At 63.5% G+C, this 24250-nt stretch carries 23 protein-coding genes; 7 read left to right on the top strand and 16 right to left on the bottom strand.

All coding sequences use genetic code 11. The features are described from left to right. The first annotated feature begins 7 nt into the window (after positions 1–7). Complete coding sequence (gene cls / locus ASN89_RS08500) at positions 8–1384, top strand: cardiolipin synthase (protein ID WP_414842508.1); 1377 nt, start codon at positions 8–10, stop codon at positions 1382–1384. A gap of 106 nt (positions 1385–1490) precedes the next feature. Here cls and ASN89_RS08495 read toward each other — a convergent pair whose 3' ends face one another. From ASN89_RS08495 to ASN89_RS08485, 3 genes are read right to left on the bottom strand one after another with little or no spacing between them, the layout of a single operon-like run. Then, positions 1491–2309, bottom strand: a complete 819-nt coding sequence (locus tag ASN89_RS08495) for a metallophosphoesterase family protein (RefSeq protein WP_046682414.1) — start codon at positions 2307–2309, stop codon at positions 1491–1493. A 4-nt stretch (positions 2310–2313) separates the two neighbouring features. Continuing rightward, complete coding sequence (locus ASN89_RS08490) at positions 2314–3222, bottom strand: diacylglycerol/lipid kinase family protein (protein WP_152988518.1); 909 nt, start codon at positions 3220–3222, stop codon at positions 2314–2316. 12 nt (positions 3223–3234) lie between these two features. Beyond that, positions 3235–3987, bottom strand: coding sequence for a phosphatase PAP2 family protein (locus ASN89_RS08485; protein ID WP_321166318.1), 753 nt, complete (start codon positions 3985–3987; stop codon positions 3235–3237). A gap of 146 nt (positions 3988–4133) precedes the next feature. On the opposite strand from ASN89_RS08485, the gene ASN89_RS08480 reads away from it, so the two are divergent. Continuing rightward, positions 4134–4358 carry a hypothetical protein gene (locus ASN89_RS08480; protein ID WP_010396348.1) on the top strand — a complete coding sequence of 75 codons (225 nt, stop codon included), beginning with the start codon at positions 4134–4136 and terminating at the stop codon, positions 4356–4358. A gap of 107 nt (positions 4359–4465) precedes the next feature. On the opposite strand, the gene ASN89_RS08475 is transcribed toward ASN89_RS08480, so the two are convergent. From ASN89_RS08475 to ASN89_RS08460, 4 genes are all read right to left on the bottom strand, one after another. Beyond that, complete coding sequence (locus ASN89_RS08475) at positions 4466–5566, bottom strand: AI-2E family transporter (protein WP_058048978.1); 1101 nt, start codon at positions 5564–5566, stop codon at positions 4466–4468. Between the two features lie 216 nt (positions 5567–5782). Next, entirely contained in the window at positions 5783–6973 is a 1191-nt protein-coding gene (locus tag ASN89_RS08470) for a DUF1501 domain-containing protein (protein ID WP_058048977.1), read from the bottom strand. Between the two features lie 21 nt (positions 6974–6994). After that, positions 6995–8542, bottom strand: a complete 1548-nt coding sequence (locus tag ASN89_RS08465; RefSeq protein WP_058048976.1) for a DUF1800 domain-containing protein — start codon at positions 8540–8542, stop codon at positions 6995–6997. Positions 8543–8644: 102 nt separating this feature from the next. Then, the gene (locus ASN89_RS08460) at positions 8645–9544 is read right to left on the bottom strand and encodes a LysR family transcriptional regulator (RefSeq protein ID WP_058048975.1); all 900 of its coding nucleotides are present in this window, start codon (positions 9542–9544) and stop codon (positions 8645–8647) included. Positions 9545–9717: 173 nt separating this feature from the next. Here ASN89_RS08460 and ASN89_RS08455 point away from each other — a divergent pair, with 173 nt between their 5' ends. Then, on the top strand, positions 9718–10734 hold the full coding sequence (locus ASN89_RS08455; protein ID WP_058048974.1) for a zinc-binding alcohol dehydrogenase family protein: 1017 nt from the start codon (positions 9718–9720) through the stop codon (positions 10732–10734). Here ASN89_RS08455 and ASN89_RS08450 read toward each other — a convergent pair whose 3' ends face one another. After that, on the bottom strand, positions 10735–12003 hold the full coding sequence (locus ASN89_RS08450) for a glycerate kinase (RefSeq protein WP_058048973.1): 1269 nt from the start codon (positions 12001–12003) through the stop codon (positions 10735–10737). 23 nt (positions 12004–12026) lie between these two features. Next, entirely contained in the window at positions 12027–13358 is a 1332-nt protein-coding gene (locus ASN89_RS08445; RefSeq protein ID WP_058048972.1) for an MFS transporter, read from the bottom strand. A gap of 139 nt (positions 13359–13497) precedes the next feature. Between ASN89_RS08445 and ASN89_RS08440 the strand changes: the two genes are divergently transcribed. Then, complete coding sequence (locus ASN89_RS08440; protein ID WP_058048971.1) at positions 13498–14712, top strand: sugar diacid recognition domain-containing protein; 1215 nt, start codon at positions 13498–13500, stop codon at positions 14710–14712. Continuing rightward, entirely contained in the window at positions 14709–15062 is a 354-nt protein-coding gene (locus tag ASN89_RS08435) for a YnfA family protein (RefSeq protein WP_046682404.1), read from the top strand. Before ASN89_RS08440 ends, ASN89_RS08435 begins: the two co-directional genes overlap by 4 nt. Here ASN89_RS08435 and ASN89_RS08430 read toward each other — a convergent pair whose 3' ends face one another. Further along, positions 15063–15464 (bottom strand): TerB family tellurite resistance protein, encoded by a 402-nt coding sequence (locus tag ASN89_RS08430; protein ID WP_235501913.1) that lies wholly within the window; start codon positions 15462–15464, stop codon positions 15063–15065. Between the two features lie 64 nt (positions 15465–15528). Further along, positions 15529–16491 carry a TerC family protein gene (locus tag ASN89_RS08425; RefSeq protein ID WP_046682402.1) on the bottom strand — a complete coding sequence of 321 codons (963 nt, stop codon included), beginning with the start codon at positions 16489–16491 and terminating at the stop codon, positions 15529–15531. Between the two features lie 159 nt (positions 16492–16650). Between ASN89_RS08425 and nhaR the strand changes: the two genes are divergently transcribed. Together nhaR and ASN89_RS08415 are read left to right on the top strand one after the other, a co-directional pair. Beyond that, the gene (gene nhaR / locus ASN89_RS08420; protein ID WP_046682401.1) at positions 16651–17550 is read left to right on the top strand and encodes a transcriptional activator NhaR; all 900 of its coding nucleotides are present in this window, start codon (positions 16651–16653) and stop codon (positions 17548–17550) included. Positions 17551–17662: 112 nt separating this feature from the next. Beyond that, the gene (locus tag ASN89_RS08415; RefSeq protein ID WP_058048969.1) at positions 17663–18997 is read left to right on the top strand and encodes a chloride channel protein; all 1335 of its coding nucleotides are present in this window, start codon (positions 17663–17665) and stop codon (positions 18995–18997) included. On the opposite strand, the gene ASN89_RS08410 is transcribed toward ASN89_RS08415, so the two are convergent. The 5 genes from ASN89_RS08410 to ASN89_RS08390 form a co-directional block, all read right to left on the bottom strand. Further along, positions 18987–19436 (bottom strand): MarR family winged helix-turn-helix transcriptional regulator, encoded by a 450-nt coding sequence (locus ASN89_RS08410; protein ID WP_235501912.1) that lies wholly within the window; start codon positions 19434–19436, stop codon positions 18987–18989. The genes ASN89_RS08415 and ASN89_RS08410 overlap by 11 nt on opposite strands. Positions 19437–19560: 124 nt before the next feature. Then, positions 19561–20691: a toxin-antitoxin system YwqK family antitoxin gene (locus ASN89_RS08405; protein WP_161911762.1), complete on the bottom strand. Its 1131-nt coding sequence runs from the start codon at positions 20689–20691 to the stop codon at positions 19561–19563. A 147-nt stretch (positions 20692–20838) separates the two neighbouring features. Further along, complete coding sequence (msbA, locus tag ASN89_RS08400) at positions 20839–22674, bottom strand: lipid A export permease/ATP-binding protein MsbA (RefSeq protein WP_058048967.1); 1836 nt, start codon at positions 22672–22674, stop codon at positions 20839–20841. A gap of 108 nt (positions 22675–22782) precedes the next feature. Then, complete coding sequence (locus tag ASN89_RS08395) at positions 22783–23166, bottom strand: hypothetical protein (protein WP_046682396.1); 384 nt, start codon at positions 23164–23166, stop codon at positions 22783–22785. Positions 23167–23212: 46 nt separating this feature from the next. Then, complete coding sequence (locus ASN89_RS08390; protein WP_058048966.1) at positions 23213–24175, bottom strand: Dyp-type peroxidase; 963 nt, start codon at positions 24173–24175, stop codon at positions 23213–23215. Positions 24176–24250 lie beyond the last annotated feature (75 nt).

The raw sequence follows: 24250 nt of genomic DNA, 5'->3' as shown, positions 1-24250 counted from the left end.
TCGGCGCATGCAACCCTGTCTCACCGCCCTACTGCTGTGCTGGACCCTGGCTGCATGCGCCTCGCTGCCCAATGTCAAGAATCTCAATACCACCCTGGAGCCGGTGGCCAAGCCCAAAGTCATCACGGGCAAGGGCGCCGTGCTCAACGTCAACAGCCGCGCCGCCCTGCTCAACAAGCGCTGGGCCAAGTCCGGCATGGACTTGAAGACCCAGGCCGCGCTGGAAGAGGCGGCCACGGGCGTGCCTTTAATCAAGGGCAACAAGGTGACCCTGCTGTTTGACGGCCCGCAAACGATGGCCGCCATGTTCCAGGCCATCAGCGAAGCGAAGACCAGCATCAACCTGGAAACGTATATCTTCGACCAGGACCCGCTGGGCCTGAAATTTGCCGACATGCTCATCGAAAAGCAGCAGGCGGGCGTGACGGTCAACGTCATCTACGACAGCGTCGGCACCATCGGCGTGCCGCAGGCGTTCTTCGACCGCATGCGCGCGGCCGGCATCCACCTGGTGGCGTTCAACCCCGTCAACCCCGCCAAGCTCAAGGGCGACGACTGGAAGATCAACAACCGCGACCACCGCAAGGTGCTGATCGTCGACGGCAAGATGGCGTTTACGGGCGGCATCAATATCAGCGATACCTATGCGAAAAGCTCGCTGTTCCGCTCGAAATCGAAACCCACGGACAAGAAGGACGTAGGCTGGCGCGATACCCACGTGAAAGTGGAAGGCCCGGCCGTGGCCGCCTTCCAGTGGCTGTTCATCCGCACCTGGGCCCAGCAAGACCAGGCCGACTTGCCTGATGCCAATTACTTCCCGACCCTGTCTGAAGTGGGCGACAAGCTGGTGCGCGTGGTGGCCAGCGAGCCGGAGGGCGGCTTCGAGATCTACAAGGCGTACATCCTGGCCATCCAGGAAGCAAAGAAATCGATCCACATCACGTCCGCCTATTTCGTGCCCGACCAGCAGACGGTCGACGCACTTGTAGCCGCCGCGAAACGGGGCGTGGACGTCACCGTGGTGCTTCCCGGCGTGTCCGACAGCGGCCTCGTGTTCCATGCGGGACACGCGCTGTACGACCAGCTGCTGGCTGGCGGCATCCGCATCTTTCATTTGAAACTGGCCGTGCTGCACGCCAAGACGGCCGTCATCGACGGCGCCTGGTCGACCGTCGGCTCGACCAACATCGACATGCGCAGCTTCCTGCACAACAGCGAACTGAACGTGATCGTGCTCGGTGACAGTTTCGGCCGTGAAATGGAAAACGCCTTCCAGGAAGACTTGCGCGACTCGGAAGAGATCACCAGGGCGAAATGGGAAACACGGCCGCTCTCCGACCGCATGAAGGAGTGGGCGGCGCGTTTCATGAACTACTGGCTGTAGGTCGGATTAGCGGAGCGTAATCCGACATCACCACAGCCATTACCAAAGCCAACAATCTTGTCGGATTACGCCCGGCTTCGCCGCGCCAATCCGACCTACGGGAAACCTACAGCGGCCGCAAGCTGGCCCACACGCCGCCCTGGCGCTCGAACGCTTCCGTGCTGACTTTTTCAAAGTCGGCGCTGTCCTCATTCCAGCTGTAGCGCTCGACCCGGATGCAGCTGTTTTCCACGCGCAGCACATTGAAGGAGTTCGACTCGCCCCTGCCCCGCGTGGACGTGGCCGTGCCCGCCTGCACCATCAGCGCAGCATAGCCGGCGATCTTGTAGCGCTCGGCCGTATTGCCCGCCACGCTCGCATGCAAGTGTCCCGCCAGCAGCAAATCGACGCCGCATTCGGAAAACATTTGCAGCGCCTGCGGCGCGCGGTCGACCAGGTCATCCTTGTCGAAGTTTTCCGGCAAGTCAAATGGATGATGCGTGACGATGATGCGCGTCAAACCGGGCGGCAAACTGCCCAGGCGTTCACGCAGGAAATCGATCTGCTCGTGGCTGATGCGCCCATCCTTGAACGTCAGGGAACGGGCCGTGTTGATGCCCAGCACGGCGATTTCCTCGTCCACATATTCGGGCGACAAATCGTCCGTCACATGGCGCCGGTACTTCACCAACGGCGTGAGGAAGCGGGAAAAGACGTTGTACAGCGGCACGTCATGGTTGCCCGGCACCACGATCTGCGGCCCCGGCAAACTGTCGAGAAAGTGCCGCGCCTGCTGGAACTGGGCGCTGCGGGCGCGTTGCGTCAGGTCGCCCGAGACCACCACCACGTCAGGCTCCAGGCGCTCGACCAGTGCGCGCAAGGGCGCCAGCAGGTCCGCATCGACCCTGCCAAAATGCAAGTCGGACAAATGCACGATGGTACGCATGGCCTTACTCCCCAGAAAGTGCCGGCGCCGGCACGAGCACGGCCAGCGCGGCCGTGCGGATACGGTACTGCAGCGGCGTATTCATGATGGTCACTTCGCCATCGGTGGCCACGCGCAGGCGGCGGTGATGCGTGGCGATTTCCAGGTCGGTGGCCGTCAGCACATCAAAATCCTTGGCCTGCGACAACTTGCCGAACAGCGCGTGCAATGCCAGCTTCAACAAGCCCAGGCGGCCCGGACGCTGCGCCACGTACAGGCTCAGCTGGCCGCCATCAAGCCGCTCGCGCTCACCGATATTCAAGCCTTCCATCATGTATTCATTATTACCGATGAAGACGAATGGCGTGCGCCGCGCATGCACGGCGTCGTTGAGTGTCAATTGCACGCTGAGGAACGGATAGCGGCGCAAGGCGGCCAGCAGGGCCCAGCTGAAGGCCAGCCACTTGCCCCGCCCCAGCCGGCGCTGCTGCTTTTCGCGGTCGCGCACGATATCCGGATACAGGCCCAGGCTGGAATTGTTCAGGAAGATGCGGCCATTGACTTCGCCCACGTCGACCTGGTGCGGCACGCCCTGCGCCACGTTGGCAATCGCCGCATCGAGCTCGAGCGGAATATTCAAATCCTTGGCGAAATGGTTCAATGTGCCCAGCGGCAAGACGCCGAACGGCGTGCCGCTGCCGACAACGACGGAGGCGACGGCATTGATGGTGCCGTCGCCTCCCCCGGCCACGACGACGGGCGCGCCATCGCGCAGGGCTTGCTCGGCCGTGGCAATCATCTCGGCGCCGCTTTGCGCCAGGGTAATGTCGGCGTCGAGCCCCACGGCGGCAAATTTCGCTTCGAGCTGCTGCGCCCAGTCGGGCGCATAGCCGCAGCCGGCGCCCCCGTTGATGATGACTGCAATCTTGCTCAGGATCGTTTCCCCTTATTTGGTTTGCCGGATGTGCCGGCGCCGGCGCAGGGTCGACACGCCGGCGATACAGATGGCCAGCCAGCCATAGCTTTCCGCCATGGCCGCCAGCACATCGCTCAGGTAATGCGCGCCCAGATAGATGCGGCTGAAGCCCACGAGTGACGCCATCAGGAAAGCACCCAGCGCGATGGCGATGCGCTTGCCCCAGGCACCCGGCGCCGTCTGGCAAATCAGGTAGGCGGCCAGCAAGCCGTACAGGGCAGTCGAGGTGGCGGTATGGCCACTCGGAAAGCTGTACGTGCTCAAGGCCGTCTGCAGGATGGGCTCGTCAAAACTGGGCCGCGCGCGGACAAAAATGTACTTTAGCAGCAGGTTCAAAAACATGACGCCCGGCATGGTGATGATCAGGGTAAACAGCCAATAGTCGGCACCCTTGCGGTGCAGATACCAGCCCAGCAAGACAGCCAGGGTGATGGCGCCGATCACGCCATGCATGTGCGTGACGACCAGCAGGAAACTGGTGATCCACGGCACGGCATGCTGGTTGAACCAGTGCGCCACCTGCAAGTCGATCACGGTGATTTGCTGCATGCCCATCACGGCTTCGGCGATCTCGTGGAAGACGACAATGGCCACCAGCATCAGCGCCACGCCCACCGTCATATGCAAACCCAGTTCGCCCTCGGGCGACAGACGCGCCTCGACGAAGCGGCGCAGTTTCGTGGTCCAGCCCGTGGTCATGCCCAGGTCATTTTTCTCTTGCAAACTACTTACTCCTCAAATTAAGCGTGGTGATCAAAAAAACCACACCAGTAAAAAAATACTGTTTATTCATACAGTAGCTGTGTATTCATACAGTAGTTATGCTATTCTGATGACTCGTTCAACACATCTCCCTCAAAGGAATTGTCATGGCAACATTGAATAGCGGTTTTGGCTCACGGTTCGGCCTGGAATACGCCCCAAGCTCTTTCCTCGTCCGCATGGGCAAGCGCGAAATCCTCGTCTGCCGCGACTTCCGCAAGCGCTACTACACCGTCAATCCCCTGATCGAGTGCGGTACGGGCATCGAGCCGGGCTATGTTGAAGTGCTGCTGATGCGCCGTTGGTTGCTCATTCTATCCAAGGCACATTAAGAATGACTTTAAAACAAGGTACTCGCACCCTGTTGTAAAGTCAGCTCCGTCCGGCCACGCCTGGAGCGCGCCAGTACTGGCCAGCGGCAACGCTGGCCAACCCCTCATTACTGTGTGCGTTCTGGCGCGGCCGGGCTGGCAGGTGTTTGCACTGGCAGCGCCTTGTCAGAGACGTTCGCTTCGTACCAAAGCGTGACGAACAGCACCATCACGACAGGGCCGATGAACAGGCCCACGAGGCCCAGGGTTTCCACGCCGCCCAGAATGCCGAACAGCACGGCCAGGAAGGGCAAGCGCGTGGCGTTGCCGATCATTCCGGGGCGCACGAAGTGGTCTGCGACGAACAGCACCACGGTGCCCCAGACGGCCACACCGATGGCGGCGCCCACATTACCCTGGAAGACCAGCAAGGCGGCCGCGCATAGGTAAGCGAGCGGCGCGCCAAACGGAATGATGGCCAGGATGCCTGTGGCGAACGCCCACAAGGCCGGCGACGGCAAGCCGGCGATGGCGTAGGCGATGCCGATCAGCACGCCTTCGGCCAGGCCCACCAGCACCAGGCCATTGACGGTCGCGCGGATGGCGGTCGGGATCTTTTGCGCATAGCGGCCCCACCGTTCTGGACGCAGGAAATGGCTGCCGACGGCCGTGATCTGGCGCGTCAGCGCTTCGCCATCCTTGTAGAAGAAAAACAGGCACAAGAAAGCCAGGCCGAAGTCGACGAGGCGGTGGAACACGTCCGCACCCAGCACCTTGAGCATGTCGCGCGCGGAATGAAAGCCGCCCACGGCGCTGCCCGCAAAGAAATGGCCGAGGCCGTGGGGCTGGCTCAGGGTGGCTTGCCACCAGTCGCCGATGGCGCTGCCAGCCAGCGGGATATGCGCCACCCAGTCCGGCACGGGCAAGCCGTCCGTATTTGCATGCACGACGAAATTGGCCAGCGCTGGCACTTCGCGCGCCGCCTGCGCCACGCCGAACAGCACGGGAATGATGAAGATGCAGGCGAACGCCAGGGTCAGCACGGCCGCCGCCACGATGGGGCGCTGGCCCAGCGCCGCGCGCACGTGCAGGTACAGTGGCCAAGTGGCTACGCACAGGATGCCGGCCCACACGAGCGGCAAGAAGAAACGCTGCATGACGAAGGCCGTCACGGCAATCAGAGCCAGGGAAAAACCTGCGCTGACAATATCGCGCTGGGTATCGTTCATGCCACTCCATTCGTGCCCCGCACACTGTAAAGGTGTGCAGGCTTATAGCGCCTAACAAAACCGTAGCGAGCGGAAGGAAGTTGTGGCTGAGAAGCGCAACTGTACGAAGGTACAGTGAGCATCGCAGGCCGCAAATTACGACGCGCAGTAGGTTTTGATAGGTGCTAGGCTACGCGCCAGTTGCGCAGGCATAGCGTAACACGACGGTTCGCTGCATCACACGAGACCCAGCTCCACCGGCTTGACGCCGGCAAACACGTGATCGAGCTGCGCCGGCGTCAAACCGAAGGTGCGGCGCAGCAAGCCGCCCAGCACGGCCCGGTATTCGTTGAGCACGGGCATGTCGCGGTTCTGGAACAGCGTCGCCTGCGAAATCGCCACCTGCTCGCCCGCCACCTGTTTCCCATGTATAGCCCCGCCCAGCACCCAGAACACGCTGCCATGGCCGTGGTCCGTGCCGCGGTTGCCGTTTTCGCGGAAGGTGCGGCCAAATTCGCTGACCACGACGACGACGGTATTGCGCCACTCGCTACCCATTTCCTGCGAGAACGCAGCCAGGCCACGCCCCAGCTCATCGAAACGCCCCGCCAGGTAGCCGTTGGCGCCGCCCTGTCCCACGTGCGTATCCCAGCCGCCCACGTCAACGAAGCCAAGATTGTATTTGTCCTTCATCAGGCGGGCGATGCGCTGCGCTTCCAGTTCAAAGCCCTTGGTACTGATGGCGTTGCGGTTGGCCGCCTGCATCTCGCCCGTCAATTCCTTCGTCACATCGTCGCGCACGGCAAATCCCGCGCTGACCGGTTGCTGCAGGGGCGTACCCTTGTACATGGCCGCGATGACCTGGCTTTGACGCGCATCAATGCCCGACTTGCCCACGGAACGCAACGCCATGTTCGGCACCTGCACGCCGCCCTGGAAGATCAGCGGCAGCTGGTCCGTGAAGGAAATGGCGTGGTTGCCTTGCTTGGCATTCAAGCTTTGCGCCAGCCGGTTCAAAAAGCCCGAGCGGAAATCGCGGCGCCCGCCCAGTTCCTGTCCCAGCTCGATGCTGTCCTGCGTCTCGAAATGGCTGCGCGTCAAATCCGTCGTGCCCCCAAACGGAATGAAGGCCGCCTCACCGCCCATAAACATGGGATAGATGGTTTCGCGCAAAGCCGGATGCATGGCCCAGTCGGCGTTCAAGGCCAGCGCGCCGTTTTCCTCGCCCGGCTTCGCGATGGCGATATTCGGCCGCGATGCATAGTAAAAATCGTTGCCGATGGGCACCAGCAAGTTGTTCGCGTCATAGCCGCCGCGCAAAAAAACGAACAATAGCTTCGCATTCGTGGCGGGCGCGGCCAGCAAGCTGCCCGCGTGCGACAACATGGGCGCGGCGGCCAGGGCTTTCAACAAATCACGACGATTCATGGCGATTCCTTCAGTTTCAACTTAGCGGTGCATCATTTCAGGGGATGACAGCAAAAAGGTATTCCACTCCTGCGGCGAAGCGGCCTGTTCCAGAGCCTGGCGCGTCGCCGGACTCAAGGTTGGCTGCAGCGACTGGAAGTACAAGGCGCTGGCCAGCTGAGGAAACGCCACCTTTTCCTGCGGCTGCGGGCCATCCGTCTTGAACAGGCCGGCGCTGCCCGAACCGATGGTGCGGGCGATATCGAAACGCGTCGTCATCTGGCCGGGGCTGGCCCAGGAGGCGTCCGTCAGAGGATAGCCGTCCGGGGTCTGGCGTCCGTACAAAGACTGGCCCATGCGCGAGAGCCAGCTCAGCATGGGACCCGCGTTCAGGATGGGCTTGTCGTCATAGCTGAGGCGCACGGCCGACACCACGTAATGCATGGGGTCCTTGAATTTCTTGCCCAGCGACTGCTTGAATTCGGGGCTGTTGAACATGGTTTGCAGCACGTCGGCGATCATGCCGTCGCTCTGCTGGAAGGTAGCCGCCATGCGCGCCACCAGCGGCGCGGGCGGATTGTCGCCAACGAAATACTGGGCCAGCTTGCCGCTGATAAAGTGCGCGGTGGCGGGACTGCGGCTCAGGCGGTCCAGCGCTTCATCGAGCTCGGCCAGGCCTCTGCCCTTCACCGTTTGCCCGAGGAATTGCTTGTCGCCATAATCGTGGCGGTTCGGGTTGAACTCGAACAAGCCCCGGCGCACGTATTGCGACTGCAGCGCCGGTTTCACCTTCGGCGTGTCCGCGCCCAGGTTGACGCCCACGCCCGTCAGGATGCGCGCCAGCTCCTGCACGTCCGCCTGGCTGTAGCCGCCGTTCACGCCCAGGGTGTGCAGCTCCATCAGCTCGCGCGCATAGTTTTCATTGATGCGCTTGACGGCGTTGGCTTCATTGTCCAGGTAGCGCAGCATGGCCGGATGGTGGACGGTCGCGCCCAGCAAGTCGCGGAATTTCCCCAACGCGTGCGGGGCGATGGCGTTCGCCTCATAATCGCCGACCATGGCGCGCAAGTTGTGCTTGCCCTGGTGCACGCTGAAATGGTTGAGCCAGAACCAGCTCAGCTGCTGTTGCAGCTGGTTCGGCGAATACACGTCCAGCAACAGCGAACGCGTGGCCGCTTCGCGCGCCAGACGGTTGAGTTCTTGCTGGTAATCCTTTTGCGCCTGCTGCTTGGCCATGTCGTCCATGACGGCAGCCGACTCCTTGCGCTTTTGCTCCACGGACATGACGAGTTGATCGAGCGGTACCTGGCTGATCGTCATGGCGTCGATCTGCGCCTGCACGGCGGGCGGCAGGCTGGCTTTACCTGGATGCAATTGCGCCTGCAGGTAAGCGCTCCAGCCTTCCTTTTGTAACTGGCGCGCGCTGCCCCCGTTCACGCCCCAGCTGACACGCTCGAGCATCGCGATGCCTTGCGCGGCATTGTCTGGCGCGACGACGGCATGCTGCGCGGCCGGCGGCGCCGTCGCGGCGCAGCCGGCCAGCAACAACAGGGAAACCAAGGTCGTCGGCAATATTCGGTGAGGGGTCATGGCAGTCCTTCAAGCGGTTTCAACCAGAATGCCTGAGGGTACGCCCTGGTTGACCTGCGCATGATTGCCATTTGCAACGAGTTGTAATCAATAATGCTATTTTTATAATTCAGCACACTTGTCGCGCAGGAAATCGCGCAGCTGCAGCACCAGCGGCGTCACTTGCGCCCGGTGCGTGCAGACCAGGTGCAAGGGCGTAGCCTCGCCCGCCACCTGGGGCAACAGTGCTTGCAGGCGGCCGGCGGCCAGGTCGCCAGCCACATCGAGCCGCGATTTATAGGCGATGCCCAGGCCCGCCACGGCCCAGCGGCGCACCAGGTCGGCGTCGTCGGCGCTGCGGTTGCCGCTCACGGATATCGTCACTTGCTCGCGCTGCGGCAGGCGGTAAAAGGTCCAGCGGTCGTGCAAGCCGTCTTCCAGCGCGAAGCGCAGGCAATTGCGCTGCGCCAAGTCTTCCAGCGCCAGCAGGGGGCCGTATTCGCGCAGGTAGGCGGGCGACGCCACCAGCACCCGGTCGTTGGCGGGCGCGACCGGCATGGCGACCATGCTCGAATTGTCCTGCTGCCCATAGCGGATGGCCACGTCGACTTGCTGGCGCACCATGTCGGCCACCCGGTCGCTGACGCTAAGCTGGTAGTGCAGTTTCGGATGGCGCGACTGGAACTCGTCGAGCCAGCCCAGCATCAGGTTGCGGCCCAAATCCGAGGGCATGGCAATTTTCAAAGTTCCGCCGAAACTGTCCTTGCCAGCCAGCAGCGCAGCGTGGCCGGCGCGCAGCAGGCGCAAGGCTTCGCGCGCGTGTTCCAGGTATAGCGTGCCTTCCGCCGTCAAGCTCAGCGAACGGGTCGTGCGGGCCAGCAGGCGCAAGCCCAATTCCCCTTCCAGGCGCTTGACGGCGGCGCTGGCCAGCGCGGGCGAAATGCCGATCTCGCGCGCGGCCGCCGACAAACTGCCCCGGTCGGCCGTGCGCACAAATACCTGCAAATCATCGAGTCGCAGCAATTTTCAGCATTCCTTTGAAAGTGTTTCGGTACGCGCCCCCTGTTTCCAGGGCGAGAAAATGTTCATGATACGTCATCAAGCCTGTATGGCGTAGGTCGGATTAGCGGGGCACAGCCCCGCGCAATCCGACACCGCCATCGGCCGCGCCATCACTGTTTACCGAAGGAACACCCATGAAAGCCATCGCCTACCGCCACAGCCTGCCCATCACGGATGACAACGCCCTGCTCGACATCGAACTGCCCGTGCCCGTCGCCACGGGACGCGACCTGCTCGTCGCCGTCAAGGCCATTTCAGTCAACCCCGTCGACACCAAGGTGCGCAAGAACCGCGCGCCGAAAGACGGCCAGCCGGAAGTGCTGGGCTGGGATGCGGCCGGCGTCGTCACTGCCGTCGGCCCCGACGTGACCCTGTTCCAGGTGGGAGACAAAGTCTGGTACGCGGGCGCCATCAACCGCCCCGGCAGCAACAGCGAATTCCAGCTGGTCGACGAGCGCATCGTCGGCCACATGCCGGCCAGCCTGGACTTTGCTCCGGCCGCCGCCCTGCCTTTAACCGCCATTACTGCCTGGGAATTGCTGTTCGACCGCCTGCAGATCAGCCGCGACAAAAATCTCACCGGCAAGTCCCTGCTGGTGATCGGTGCGGCCGGCGGCGTCGGCTCCGTGCTGGTGCAACTGGCGCGGCAGTTGACGGGTGTCACCATCATCGGCACAGCGTCGCGCGCGGAAACGGCGGACTGGGTCAGGGAACTGGGCGCCCACCACGTGATCGACCACAGCCTGCCGCTGGCGCAGGAAATTACGCGCCTGGGTTTGCCGCCCGTCAATTATGTAATCAGCCTGAACCAGACGGACAAGCATTTCGAGCAAATCGTGGAACTGATCGCGCCGCAAGGCAAGTTCGCCCTGATCGACGACCCCGAGCACATCGACGTGCGCAAGTTCAAGGGCAAGAGCGTGTCGCTGCACTGGGAACTGATGTTTACCCGTTCGCTGTTCCAGACGGCCGACATGGTCCAGCAGCATGAACTGCTCGAAGAGCTGGCGCAGCTGGTGGACGCAGGTGTCATCAAGACGACCCTGGCCGAGCGCTTCGGCACGATCAACGCGGCAAACCTGAAACGCGCGCATGCCCTGCTGGAAAGCAATACCGCGAAAGGGAAAATCGTCCTGGAAAATTTTAACTAATCAGGTAATCAAAATAGCCCGGAAATCATTGACGTTCGTCAATGTCGGACCCGTGATCACGCTATCTCCCAGCGCCTGGAAGAAGCCGTGTCCATCGTTGTTGTCCAGGCTGTCGCGCGGCTTGATGCCTTGCGCCCAGGCCCGTTGCAGGGTGTCGGGCGCCAGGACCGCACCGGCGATGTCTTCCTGGCCGTCGACGCCATCCGTGTCGCCGGCCAGCGCGTGGATGCCCTCGTGGCCGTCCAGCGCGATGCCCAGCGCCAGCAGGAACTCCACGTTGCGCCCGCCGCGGCCGTTGCCGCGCACGGTGACCGTCGTTTCGCCGCCCGACAGCAGTACGCACGGGGCGGGAAACGGCTGGCCCCGTACGGCCGTCTGCAGCGCGATGCCGGCCATGACCTTGCCCACGTCGCGCGCCTCGCCTTCCAGGCTGTCGCCTAATATATACGGCGTGACGCCGGCCGCGCGCGCCACGGCAGCGGCCGCTTCCAGCGCCATCTGCGGCGTGGCGATCAGGGTCGTGCGCGTGCGCGCCAGGCGCGGATCATCGGGTTTCACGGATTCGCCGCGCCCGCTTTCCAAGGTCTTTCTTATGCTGTCCGGCAAATCCATGCCATAGCGGCGCACGATGGCCAGCGCATCGTCGCACGTCGTCGCGTCGCCCACCGTGGGGCCGGAAGCGATGTCGCCGAGCTTGTCACCGGGCACGTCTGAAATGGCTAACGTCACCACTTGCGCCGGATGGCAGGCAGCCGCCAGCCTGCCGCCCTTGATGGCGGACAAATGGCGGCGCACGCAATTCATTTCGCCGATGGTGGCGCCCGACGCCAGCAGCGCGCGGTTCAGCGCCTGCTTGTCTTCCAGGCTGATGCCGTCAAGTGGCAAGGCCAGCAGGGACGACCCCCCTCCCGAAATCAGGCACAGCACCGTGTCGTCGGCGTGCAGGTTGCCGACCAGCTCGAGCATGCGCCGCGCCGCCTGCATGCCGGCAGCATCGGGCACGGGATGCGACGCTTCCACGATCTCGATGCGTTCGCACGGTACGGCATAGCCGTAGCGCGTCACCACCAATCCCGACAGCGGCCCCGGCCAATGCCGTTCCACGGCTTGCGCCATGGCGGCCGACGCCTTGCCGGCGCCGATGACGATCAGCCGGCCCTTGGGCGCGGGCGGCAGATGGGGCGGGATGCAGTGCGACGGCTGGGCCGCGGCGATGGCGGCCTGGAACATGGCTTGCAGCAAGGCGCGCGGCGCCGCAGTGGTCGTCATTCTCAATTCCTCCTTCGATGACATCAGCGATTCACAATGCGCGCGGGAACGCGCAGCACCAGTATGGCGCCCAGCAGCATCACTGCGGAAAGAATATACAGGGCCACGTCGGTGCCGCCCGTCGCATCCTTGATCCAGCCGACGAGGAAGGGGCTGACGAAACCCGCCACCTGGCCCAGCGAATTGATCAGCGCCAGGCCGCCGGCCGCCGCCGCGCTGCCGAGAAACGCCGTCGGCAAGGGCCAGAACATGGGCAGGCCGGACAACGCGCCCATGGTCGCCAGCGACAGGCCGATCAGGGCGATAACCACGTTGCCGTGCGCCTGGGTCGCCAGCAGCAAGCCGCACAGCGCCATCAGCAGGGGGCCGCTCAAATGCCAGCGGCGCTCCTTGTGCTTGTCGGCCGATCGGCCCACCCAGATCATGAAGATGCTGGCGCACAGATAGGGAATGGCGCTGATCCAGCCCACGGCGACGGGGCTGGCGAAACCCAGCGACTTGACGATGGTGGGCAGCCAGAAGTTGATCGCGTACACGCCCATCTGGATACAGAAATACACGAGGCCCAGCATCCACACATGCTTGTTGCGCAGCACGCTGGCAAAGGTGTCGGCCGTATTCGCGCTGTTGCGACGCTGGCGTTCATCCTCGTCGAGGTCGGCGCGCAGCAGCTGCTTTTCTTCGGTATTGAGCCACTTCGCCTGGGCGATGCCATCATTGAGCAGTACGTACACGAGAAAGCCCAGCAGCACGGTAGGAATGCCTTGCAGCAGGAACATCCATTGCCAGCCGGCCAGGCCGCCGTGGCCCGCGAACGATTGCATCATCCAGCCCGACAAGGGGCTGCCCAGCAAGCCGGAAATGGGGATGGCCGACATGAACAGGCCCATGATGCGGCCCCGGCGCGACGCGGGATACCAGTTCGTAAAGTAAAGCACGATGCCGGGGAAGAAGCCCGCCTCGAACACGCCGGTGATAAAGCGCAGCGAATAGAACGCGGCCGGCGTGGTGACAAACATCAGGCAGGCCGAGGCGATGCCCCAGGCAATCATCAGGGTGCCGATGACCTTGCGCGCGCCCAGGCGGTGCAGCAGCAGATTGCTGGGCACGCCGCTGGCCACGTAGCCGATGAAGAAAATGCCCGCGCCCAGGCCGTACACGCTTTCGCTCCATTGCAGCGCATCGAGCATTTGCAGCTTGGCAAAGCCGACATTCACGCGATCCAGGTAATTGAACAGGTAGCAGATGAAGATAAAGGGGATCAGATGCAAGGTCACCTTGCGGTAGGCGCCTTCGCGCACGCGGTCCTGCGCGGACGCGCCGGCGGACAGGCTGGCGCCTGGATGGGTGGTCATGGGTGTCTCCTGACTATTTTTTATGGGATACGGCCAGCCCATCGTACAATCGCCCACAGAAACAGTCATCGTGCGGATGCATGAAGAAATATGGTGCTTTATACGATGATTCCATGCATATGCACAAGACGGACACCACATGCCGAATATTGACCTTCCCCTGGCGCAGGACATCGTCCAGCGCACCATGCACATCATTCCCTTCAGCGTGAACGTCATCGATGCGCGCGGCGTGATCCTGGCCAGCGGCGATCCGCAGCGCGTGGGCGACCTGCATCCGGGCGCGCAACTGGCGCTGGCCCGGCGCGCCAGCGTGGAAATCAGCGCGGCCGACATGGCCAGACTGCCCGGCACGCGGGCCGGCATCAACCTGCCCCTGACGGTGCGCGGCGAGATTTGCGGCGTGCTGGGCCTGACGGGCGAGCCGGACGCCGTGCGCCAGTTCGGCGAACTGGTGCGGGCCATGGCGGAAATGATGCTGGAGCAGGCGCGGCTGGTCAGCGAGCTGCAACACGAAAAGCGCTACCGCGAGGAATTCGTGTTCCAGCTCGTCTATCGCACGGGCATTTCGGACGCCAGCATGCAGGCGTGGGCGGCGCGCCTGGCCGTCGATTTGCGCGTGCCGCGCGCCATGTTCGTGCTGGAAATACCGGATGCGGGCGAAGGCCCGGGCGAGCGGCTCGACCAGGTGCTGACGCAGCTGCAACAAGTGCAGTCCGACCTGTCGGCCCGCTGGCCATCCCTGCTGATGGCCGTCGTCTCGCCGGGCGAACTGGTGCTGCTAGACGCCTTTCCCGCCAGCGGCCCGCAGCAGGCGCGCGCGGCGCAGGCCAGGCAGCGCCTGCTCGAACTGCACCAGGTGGCGCAGCAGGCGCTCGCACCACCGGCCACGCTGGCCATGGGCGTGGCCTTGCCGGGCCTCGATGGCGCGACGGCCTCGTATGAATCGGCGAAGCAGACGGCGCGCGTGGGCCGCGCCCGCGATGGCGAACAAACCACTTTTTCCTATCTGGAACTGAGCCTGCCCGTGCTGCTGTCCGGCCTGCAAGCCGGTTGGCAGGCGGAGCAGTTGCGCCAGACCCTGGCGCGCCTGCAGGCGCACGACCGCAAGTCGGGCACCCTGATGCGCACCTTGGCCGCCTGGTTCCGCCACCACAGCCACCCGATGGCCACGGCCAGGGCCTTGCACATCCACCGCAACACGCTCGATTACCGGCTGCAAAAGATCGCCGAACTGACGGGGCTGGACCTGGACGACACGGATGACCGCCTGCTGCTGTATGTTGCCCTGCAGCTCAATGAAGGCTCACCCGTCTACAATGGCGGCTCGACTGAAAAAACAGGAATGCAATGAACGACGCCATCGAATGGACCAGCCTTGCCCGCACTTTCGGGCTGTTTACTGTCACGGCCGTGGCCGAACTGCTGGGCTGCTACCTGCCCATGCTATGGCTGAGCAACAAGGGCAGCGCCTGGCTGCTGTTGCCGGCCGCCCTCAGCCTGTTGATCTTCGTGTGGCTGCTGACCTTGCATCCGGCCGCCAGCGGCCGCGTGTACGCCACGTATGGCGCCATCTATATCGCCACGGCGCTGGGATGGCTGTGGCTGGTGGACGGCGTCACGCCCGCCTGGACCGACGTCGCCGGCGTGGGCCTGGCCCTGGCCGGCGCCGCCGTCATTGCCATGGGGCACAAGGCGCAGTAATTACGCCGCATGCCGGCGGAAGTTGGTTTCCGCCGACCATGCCGCGCTGGCGCGGGCCAGCAACACGGCTTCGCCATCGGCCAGCCAGTCGTCCGCATCGGCGATCTTCCACATGGTTTGCAGCAGCTTGCGGCGCAAGTCCGGGTCGGTGATTTCATCGAGCAAGCTGTCGATCACGCCATTGGCCAGTTGCACGGCGCCATGCACGGTCGATGTCAGCATGTCATCGCACAGGTCTTGCAGCAGTTGCTGGAAGGCGGCCGGCTCCAGGTCGATGTGATCAAGGATCTTGCTGCGGTGCATCGCTTGCAGCTCGGCGCTGGCCAGGTTGCCATCGACCACCATCATCAGGGCCAGAATACGTCCCGCTGCCTGGGGACTGTTCATTGCATAGGTACGCATAGTTCCTCTTTCCATTCTTGGTTAAAAAGCGCGCCCCGCCATTGCAGGGCGCGCGGTACGGCATTTACTTCTTGTCGCTGCGGGTGATGAACACGCTCGCCACGCAGCTAGCCACGATCAGGACCGCCACCACCAGCAAGGACGCTTCGACGGGCACGTGATACCACGGCATGATCAGCATCTTTGCGCCAATGAACACCAGCACCATCGCCAGGCCATACTTGAGCATGTGGAAGCGGTCGGCCACGTCCACCAGCAGGAAGTACAGGGCGCGCAATCCCATGATGGCGAACAGGTTCGACGTGAAGACGATGAACGGGTCCGTCGTGATGGCGAAAATCGCCGGGATCGAATCGACCGCAAAGACCAGATCCGTCACCTCGATCAGGATCAGCACGAGGAACAAGGGCGTGACATAGCGCAAGCCATTCTTTGCGACGAAGAAACGTTCGCCATGGTCGCCGTCGGCCACCCGCAAGTGGCGGCGGGCAAAGCGCAGCACGGGGTTGTTCGCCACGTCCGGTTCCGCATCGGCCGCCACCAGCATGCGTATACCTGTAATCAACAGGAAAGCGCCGAACAGGTACAGCACCCAGCTGAACTCGCTCACCACCCACGCGCCGGCCATGATCATCACGGCGCGCATGACGATCGCGCCCAGCACGCCATAAATCAACACGCGGCGCTGGTACTGGATCGGCACCTGGAAGGCGCTGAAGATCAGCAGGAAGACGAACACGTTATCGACCGACAGGGCTTTCTCGATCAGGTAGCCGGAGAAAAATTCCAGTGCCTTCTGGTTGGCGATCTCGGGACCGGCCGTGCCGTTCAGATACCACCACAGACCGCCGTTGAACAGCAGGGCCAGGCTGACCCACACGAGCGACCACGTGGCCGCTTCCTTGACGCTGACCTTGTGCGCTTTGTTGCCGCCAAAGACGAACAAGTCCAGCGCCAGCATCACCAGGACAAAGGCGATGAAGCCGGCCCACATGGGTGCCGTAGCAATACTTTCCAGGCCATTCATCGGCGGCCTCCGCGACCATCTGTCTGTATTCTGAAGTCCATGACACTCTCCTTGCATGAATTGAGCAGCCATCATAGTCCGAATACAAACATCGAACAAATCGAATATAATTTAATAATACATCGGAAAAATCGATGTATTAACCTGCCGGGAAACACCATGTCGACACTCAATTTCAAGCACTTGCGCTATTTCTGGATGGTGGCCAAGACGGGCAGCATCGCCCGCGCGGCCGAGCAGCTGCACCTGACGCCGCAATCGATTTCCGGGCAGCTCAGCGAATTTGCCGACACCCTGGGCGTGGAACTGTTCCGCCGCAGCGGGCGCCAGCTGGAATTGACGGACACGGGCAGGCGCATCCTCAGCCATGCCGAAAGCATTTTCAGCACGGGCGATGAATTGCTGGAAATCGTGCGCGACCAGTCGCGCACCACGACGACGACGTTTCGCGTGGGGTGCGCCGATTCCGTGTCGAAACTGATCGCCTGCCGCCTCGTGGAACCGGCGCTGGGCCTGGCCGAACCGCTGCGCATCATTTGCCGCGAAGGCCGGCTGGCCAGCCTGCTGGCGGACCTGGCCGTGCACCGGCTCGACCTGATCATGGCGGACCGTCCCATGCCGGCCCACTTGAGCGTGCGCGGCTTTAACCATCTACTGGGCGAAAGCGGCATGACCCTGTTCGGCACGCCAGCCCTGGCCGCCACCCTGACGGGCGGCTTCCCGCAATGCCTCGACGGCGCGCCGCTGCTGCTGCCCGGCGAAGACTTCGCCATCTACGGGCGCTTGCTGCAGTGGCTGGGCGATAACAACCTGCACCCGCGCATCGTCGGCGAGTTCGACGACAGCGCCATGATGAAAGCCTTCGGCCAGTCGGGCGCCGGCCTGTTCTTCGCCCCCACCGTCATCGCGCCCCAGGTGTGCGAGCAATACGCCGTGGTGGCGCTGGGCAGGGTCGACAGCCTCGTCGAGCAAGTCTACGCGATCACCACGGAGCGGCGCTTGCGCCACCCGGCCACCGTGGCCATCAGCCAGAGCGCGCGGCGCGAGCTGTTTGTGTAAAAGTCCACAATGGAAGCGCCACAACTGGGCAGGCAAATACATTCGAGCAAATACATCTATATAATGGCAAGTCTCCCCGACGCCCTGCGCGCCCCTTCCTGGACTTGCCGCAATGAAGCACTTGCACGATATTCCCTCTGCCTTCAAGCATGAATTTGCCAACCCGCGCCTGTGGTGGTCGCGCGCCGTCGTCGTCGGCATGGCCGCCATCGCGGGGCTCGTCGTCGTGGGATTTACGTGGCTGGCGGAGGAAGCGCTGGACCTGTTTCTCTTTTTTAACGGCAAGGCCTGGTGGTTCGCCCTGCTGTGGACGCCGGCCTGCGCCGCCCTGCTCGTCTGGCTGACGCGCCGCTATGCGATGGGCGCGGCCGGTTCCGGCATCCCGCAAGTGATGGCGACACTGGACCCGGCCGTCGCGCCCGAGCAGCGCTCGCTATTTGTCTCATTGAAACTCAGTGCCGCGAAGATCGTCCTGACGGCGGGCGGCTTGCTGGGCGGATTATCGCTGGGGCGCGAAGGGCCGTCCGTGCAGATCGCCGCCGGCGTGATGCTGTCCGCGCGCCGCTGGCTGCCCCGTCACTCGCAGGTCAGCGCCCATTCCCTGCTCGTGGCGGGCGGCGCGGCCGGCATCGCGGCCGCCTTCAACACGCCGCTGGCCGGCGTCATGTTTGCCATCGAGGAACTGTCGCGCTCGCCGGAACAGCGCAACAGCGGCCTGATCGTCGCCGGCATCGTGTTGGCCGGCATGATGGCCGTGTCGATCCACGGCAACGCCACACACTTCGGCATCATCCATCCTGGCCCCATCGGCCTGGCGCTGGCCTTGCCGGGCTTGCTTGTGACCCTGGTCGCGGGCGTGGCGGGCGGCTTGTTTGCGCGGCTGCTGCTGGCCTCCTCCCGGGGCAATCCGCTGGGGAAATTGTTTGCATGGCGGAAAGGCCGGCCCGTGCTGTTCGCCGCCGTGTGTGGCCTGCTGGTGGCGGCCATCGGCATCGCCAGCCACGGCGCCACGTTCGGCAGCGGCACCGTGGCCACGCGCGCCATGCTGGAAGGCTCGTCCGACGTGGCGCCCGCCTTTGTTGCCTTCAAATACGTGGCGACGTGGCTGACCGTGTGGTCGGGCGTGCCGGCTGGCATTTTCGCGCCGTCCCTGGCCATCGGCGCCGGTATCGGCCACGATATCGCCGCGCTGCTGCACTACCCGCACGCACCGGCCCTGATCGCGCTGGGCATGGTGGGTTTCCTGGCCGCCGCCACGCAGGCGCCGCTGACGGCGTTTATCATTGTCATGGAAATGGTCGACGGCCACGGCATGGTGCTGAGCCTGATGGCCTGCGCCGTCGTGGCCAGCACGGTCTCGCGCGTCCTGAGCGAACCGCTGTACGGGGCGCTGGCGCAGCTGCAGCTGCAACGGCTGCCGCAGGCCAGTCGCGACACTACATCGTAAACGGAAACGGCTGCATGCCGGCCAGCCTGTCATCGGGAGCGATGACGGCCAGCAAGGCGCTCAAGCCCTGGTTCAGGCGCGCCAGGCTGGCGGCATCCAGCTGGCTCAGGGCGCTGGGCAGCAAGCCGCGCGCCGGCTGCGGCGCGCCGGCGATCACGGCCTGGCCTTCCAGCGTCAGGGTCAATGTCACCACGCGCTGGTCGGGCTGGTCGCGCGCCTTGCGCACATAGGATTTTTTCACCAGCGCGTCGACCAGGTTGCTGGCCGTCGTCTGGTGGATCGACATCTTGCCGGCCAGCTCGCCCATGCGCAGGCCCGGCCGCTCCAGCAATTCCTGCATCACCCACAATTGCGCACCCGACACGCCGCACTGCTTCTCGATCTGCGCCGAGTGCCGCTGCGCCGCGCGCATGACAACGCGCATGTTTTGCAAGGCCATGCCCTGCGCCCTGGCTATCGCCGATACTTCCGCTTCCGCCACCATTGCCTCCAGTTATCCCGCCGGCTTCGCGCCTGCTGGCGGGCCGGAATACATACATGATACCTGCAATGGCGGCGCGGAACTAACTGCCTGTCACCGGCTGGTCATCACGCCAAGCCTGTTCCAGCACCAGCTTGCCGGCCTTGTCCCACTGGCGCTCGATGCCGTGCTTCTTGCCGTGCTCGTACGGCACGATCTGCCGCAGGCTGCCATCGCTGTACCAGGTTTGCAGCAAGCCGTGGCGCTGGCCTTTGACGAACGGGGTCACGCTGGCGCGCACGCCGTTGGCATGCCAGTCCGTCGTGTCGCCATGGTCGCGCCCCTGCGCGTCTTTTTGCCAAGCAAACACTGGCCGGCCACTAGGGCCCCACGTTTGCAAGCTGAGCACGGCGCCTTTCCGGTACAGCGTTTTGTTCGACATGACGCCATTGCCATGGCTTTCAAACGACCAGCCGTCGGGCTGGCCGTGCACCCAGACGGTTTTGCCCAGCACCTTGCCGTCCTGGGCATACGTGACAAACTCGCCCTCGCGCTGGCCATCGACGAACTGTCCCCGTTGGAACAGCTTGCCATCGTCATAAAACGATTCCTGCACGCCATCCATCTTGCCATTGCGTTGATACGAGCGGTTGCTGACGGCCCCGTTCGCGCCATACGACACGTGCTCGCCATCGGCCATCTCGTCGTCGTGATACAAGGTGCGGCTCATCAACTGGCCATTCTCGTGATACGTTTCCGAGATGCTGTCGCGCCCGTTCGGCAAGGCCGTCACCCGCTGCTTGACCTGGCCATTTTCAAAGTACACGCAGCCGCCGAGCAGCTCCTCGCCCTGGTCATTGAAATAGGTTTCGCGCAGCAACTGGCCATTCTCGTAGTAGTGCTTGCGAAAACGCACGAACCTGACCTGGCTCAGGTCCAGATCCGTGGTGTAGGTTTCAAAGGCCAGCACGCCCGGCGTGTCGGGAAATTCCAGCCGCACGTGCCAGGCGCCAAGCGCCTCGTCGCGCACGGGCGGCGTGCGCAGCGCATAGGTGGCGCGGCGCTGGTTGCTTGGCATGAAATTTTGATCCAGATACATGGTCTTGTCCTCTTCCTGTGCTTGATCGATTGCGCTTGCCGGCATTGGGGTCTGGGCTCGCGCCGCCAACGGCAAGGCCGCGCTCATGCCAAGCGCGGCGGCCAGCACCCAGCGCATCGTTTGTTGATTCTTCATGTTGCTCCATTGATCATATTGCTTTGCGGCCACCATCATAAAGGCAAGCGCCCTGCGCCATGGGCACGATTGCCGCCCCATGAAAAAAGGCCGGGACGGACCTGCTGGTCAGGCTCCGGCCCGGCGGATGCGCTGGCGCGCCACACCTCAGCCCAGGCTATCCTTAACTGGCGACAACTGGCTCGCATGCAGGCGCGCATACGCGCCGCCCTGCCGCAGCAAGTCCGTGTGGCTGCCCGACTCCACCAGGCGCCCGCCCTGCATGACGACGATGCGGTCGGCGCTTTCGATGGTCGACAAACGGTGGGCGATGACGATGGTGGTGCGGTTACGCATCAGCACTTCCAGCGCCGCCTGCACGGAGCGCTCCGACTCCGTATCGAGCGCGCTGGTGGCTTCGTCGAGCAAGAGAATCGGCGCGTCCTTGTACAGGGCGCGCGCGATGGCCAGGCGCTGGCGTTGCCCGCCCGACAGGCGCGAACCGTTCTGGCCCGCCTGCGTGGCATAGCCTTGCGGCAGCTGCATGATGAAGTCATGCGCGTAGGCGGCGCGCGCCGACGCTTCGATGCGGGCCTGGTCCGGGGCCGGGTCGCCGTAGGCGATGTTCGCCGCCATCGTGTCGTTGAACAGGATCACATCCTGGCTGACGAGGGCGAACTGGCGCCGCAGGGCCAGCAAGGCGTAGTCGCGCAGGTCGACGCCGTCGAGCAGGATCTGGCCGCCGCTGACGTCATAGAAGCGCGGCAGCAAGCCCAGCAAGGTTGTCTTGCCGCCGCCGGAGCCGCCCACCAGGGCCACCGTCTCGCCGGCGCGAATGTCGAGCGTGATGTCGCTCAAGGCCGTGGGCGCGTCAGGGTCGTCGCTGTTGTAGCGGAACTGCACGTTCTGCAAGGACAAATTGCCCTGCACGGCCGCCGGGGCCACTGTGCCCGGGTCCGGTTCCAGCGGCGTGTCGATCAGGCCGAAAACGGACTCGGCCGCCGCCAAACCCCGTTGCAGCGGCTCATTGATCTTCGTCAAATTCTTGATCGGCGACTGCATGGCCATCAAGGCGCCCATGAAGGCAACGAAGGCTCCCGGCGTGATGGCACCGCTTTGAGCGCGCAGCATGGCGAAATAGATCACGGACGACAAGGTGATACCGACGAGCATCATGATGAAGCCGGAATTCATGGCCGACGTGGCCGCATGCTTGACGGCCAGCTGGCGGTTGCGCTTGACCACGTCGACAAAGCGCGCCTGTTCATAATCCTGGCCGCCGAAGATTTTCACGACGCGCTGGCCGGCGATGCTTTCGTCGAGCACGGACGTCAACTCGCCCACGGCTTGCTGCGAACTCTTGCTCAGGTGGCGCATGCGGCGCCCCGCCAGGGTCACGACGATGGCCACGATGGGCATCGACGCCATGCAGAACAGGGCCAGCTTCACGTCGATGCTGAACAGCAAGATCAAATAGCCGACGGTGGCGACGGAATCGCGCACCATCACGTTGAGCACGTTCAAGCCTGCCTGCGACACCTGGCTCGCGTCGAAGGCCACGCGCGACTGCGTCAGGCTAGTGGTGGTGGTATCGAAAAAGCGGCTGGGCAGGCGCATGATGGTGGCGAACATTTTTTCGCGCAAATCGGCCTGCACGCGGCTCGATAGCCAGACGGAACCGTAATCGCCGGCAAAACTCGACACCATGCGCAGCACGGCCAGGCCCAGGATGGTGGCGGGAATCACCCACAAGTCCACCTGCCCCGCCTGTGCCGGCAAGAAACGGTCGACCCAGCCCTGTAGCATGCCCATCACGCCCGATGCGGGCGCCACCTGCGTGCTGGCCGTCTCGCGCATGGCGTCGACGACGTTTTGCAACTGACGGATTAACAGCACATCGGTGGCGGACGCCACCCCGACAGCCAGCAAGGTGACGGCAACGATGGCGCCATAGCGGCGAAACTGGCCGGCCAGGCGGAAAAACAGGAGGCGACTTTGCTGCATGCAGGTGAGAAAAGTGAGGGTAAAGCGTGATTCTAACCGCTGCAACACTTACTTATGAGAAAGTCGCACCTTGCCGGTGCAGAGCCGGCAAGGGAACAACACGGACGATCAGCTCTTCGCCACTTTCCACGCGGCCGTGCCGGCCTTGCAGACCTTCAGCTTGAGCGTCTGTTCCTGGCCCTTGGCGCTCAAGCCCACCTGCACCTTGCGGCAGGTTTGCGCATCCGTCTTTTCCGTGTCGCTGGCCGTGATTTCGGCGGCGATGCGCACGGAATTGCGCAAGCCTTCATTGCTCCATTGCACGGTTTCGCCATCCTTCTTGTCATTGAGCACGTCGGTGACGGCCTTCACGAAGACGGGCTTGTCGTTCTTGTTCAGGTAAGCCATCGGCGTATCGGCCAGGAAACCCAGGCCGACGGCGGAAGCGGAAGCGCTGAAGACGACGCTGCCGAAGATCAGGGCGGACAGCAATGTGGCGGGACGAATACGCATGGAAAACTCCTAATAAAAGTAAAAATCGGAACCGCCGGGGCGGCCCTTAGCCGGGATCCGCCGGCGAAATGCCCACGGCCAGCAAGGCATCGATGCTGGGCACGAAATAGATCGCCGACGACAGCGCCGTGGAAAAATCCAGCAGCCTGTCCGTCTTGGTGACGCCATCATAGCCTACGCCGTACATTTGCCGCAGCATGCCCATGGTCACCGTGATGTCCTTGCAGAAACCGACAAACATGACGCCCGCCTCGCCGGCACTGGCGTAATTGGCATTGCGGCGCACGATGTCGACTTCCTCGCCATCGCGGATGAATTGGTTGCGGCCCACGTGGGAATCGACGGGCAGCGGCGACAATTCATGGCTGCCGGCCTTGGTGCGGCCCCATACCTGCTCGGCCGCGTGCACGGGCAAGGCGCGCAGGCGCTCCACGTCCATGCGCCATTTCTGCAGCAGCACGGTCGAACCGCCCGCGCCCGCCTCGCCGTCCGGAATGATGGCCACGCCATTGGCGCGGAACGGATTCGGGTTGGCGACGCCGTCGGCAAAGCCGTCGAAGGTCACGTTATTGTGATACGGAAAACACACCTGCTCGCTGGCCAGCTCGGCGAACGGGCTCAGCAAGGTGAGCGTCGTGCGCATGCTGTCATACAAGGTGGCCGCGTTCGACTGCGTGATCCAGACCCAGAAATCGTGCTGGGTGGCCGGCGCCGTCTTGCCGTTGGCGCCCACCAGGTCTTGCGTGAACGACGCCATGTTGTCCGGCACGCAGCCGGGGCAAGCGGCGCGCCACAGCTCGGGCTTGAATCCCAGCACCACATTGGCCGTGCCGCCCGTCAACTGATGGTGGCGGTTCAAGGTGGGGTCGAGGATGCCCGTGACTTCGGATTCCCACAGCTTGCCCAGCAGCTTGAACAATTGCCGCATATCGACGCCGGCCTTCACATTGAACTGCAAATGCACTTCGTCGCGCGCGACGACAGACAACATGCTTTGTGGAATTGCCATGACCAATGTTCCTTTTTTCGTTTTCAAGGTGGATCTTAAACCAGAAGTGCCGGATGGCAGTTTCATTTAGGCAAC

This window comes from Janthinobacterium sp. Ant5-2-1 (genome assembly GCF_001445815.1).
GTDB classification, from domain to species: domain Bacteria; phylum Pseudomonadota; class Gammaproteobacteria; order Burkholderiales; family Burkholderiaceae_D; genus Janthinobacterium; species Janthinobacterium lividum_E.
Note: the sequence above shows the minus strand (reverse complement) of the source record. Positions and strands in the feature narration are given on the sequence as shown.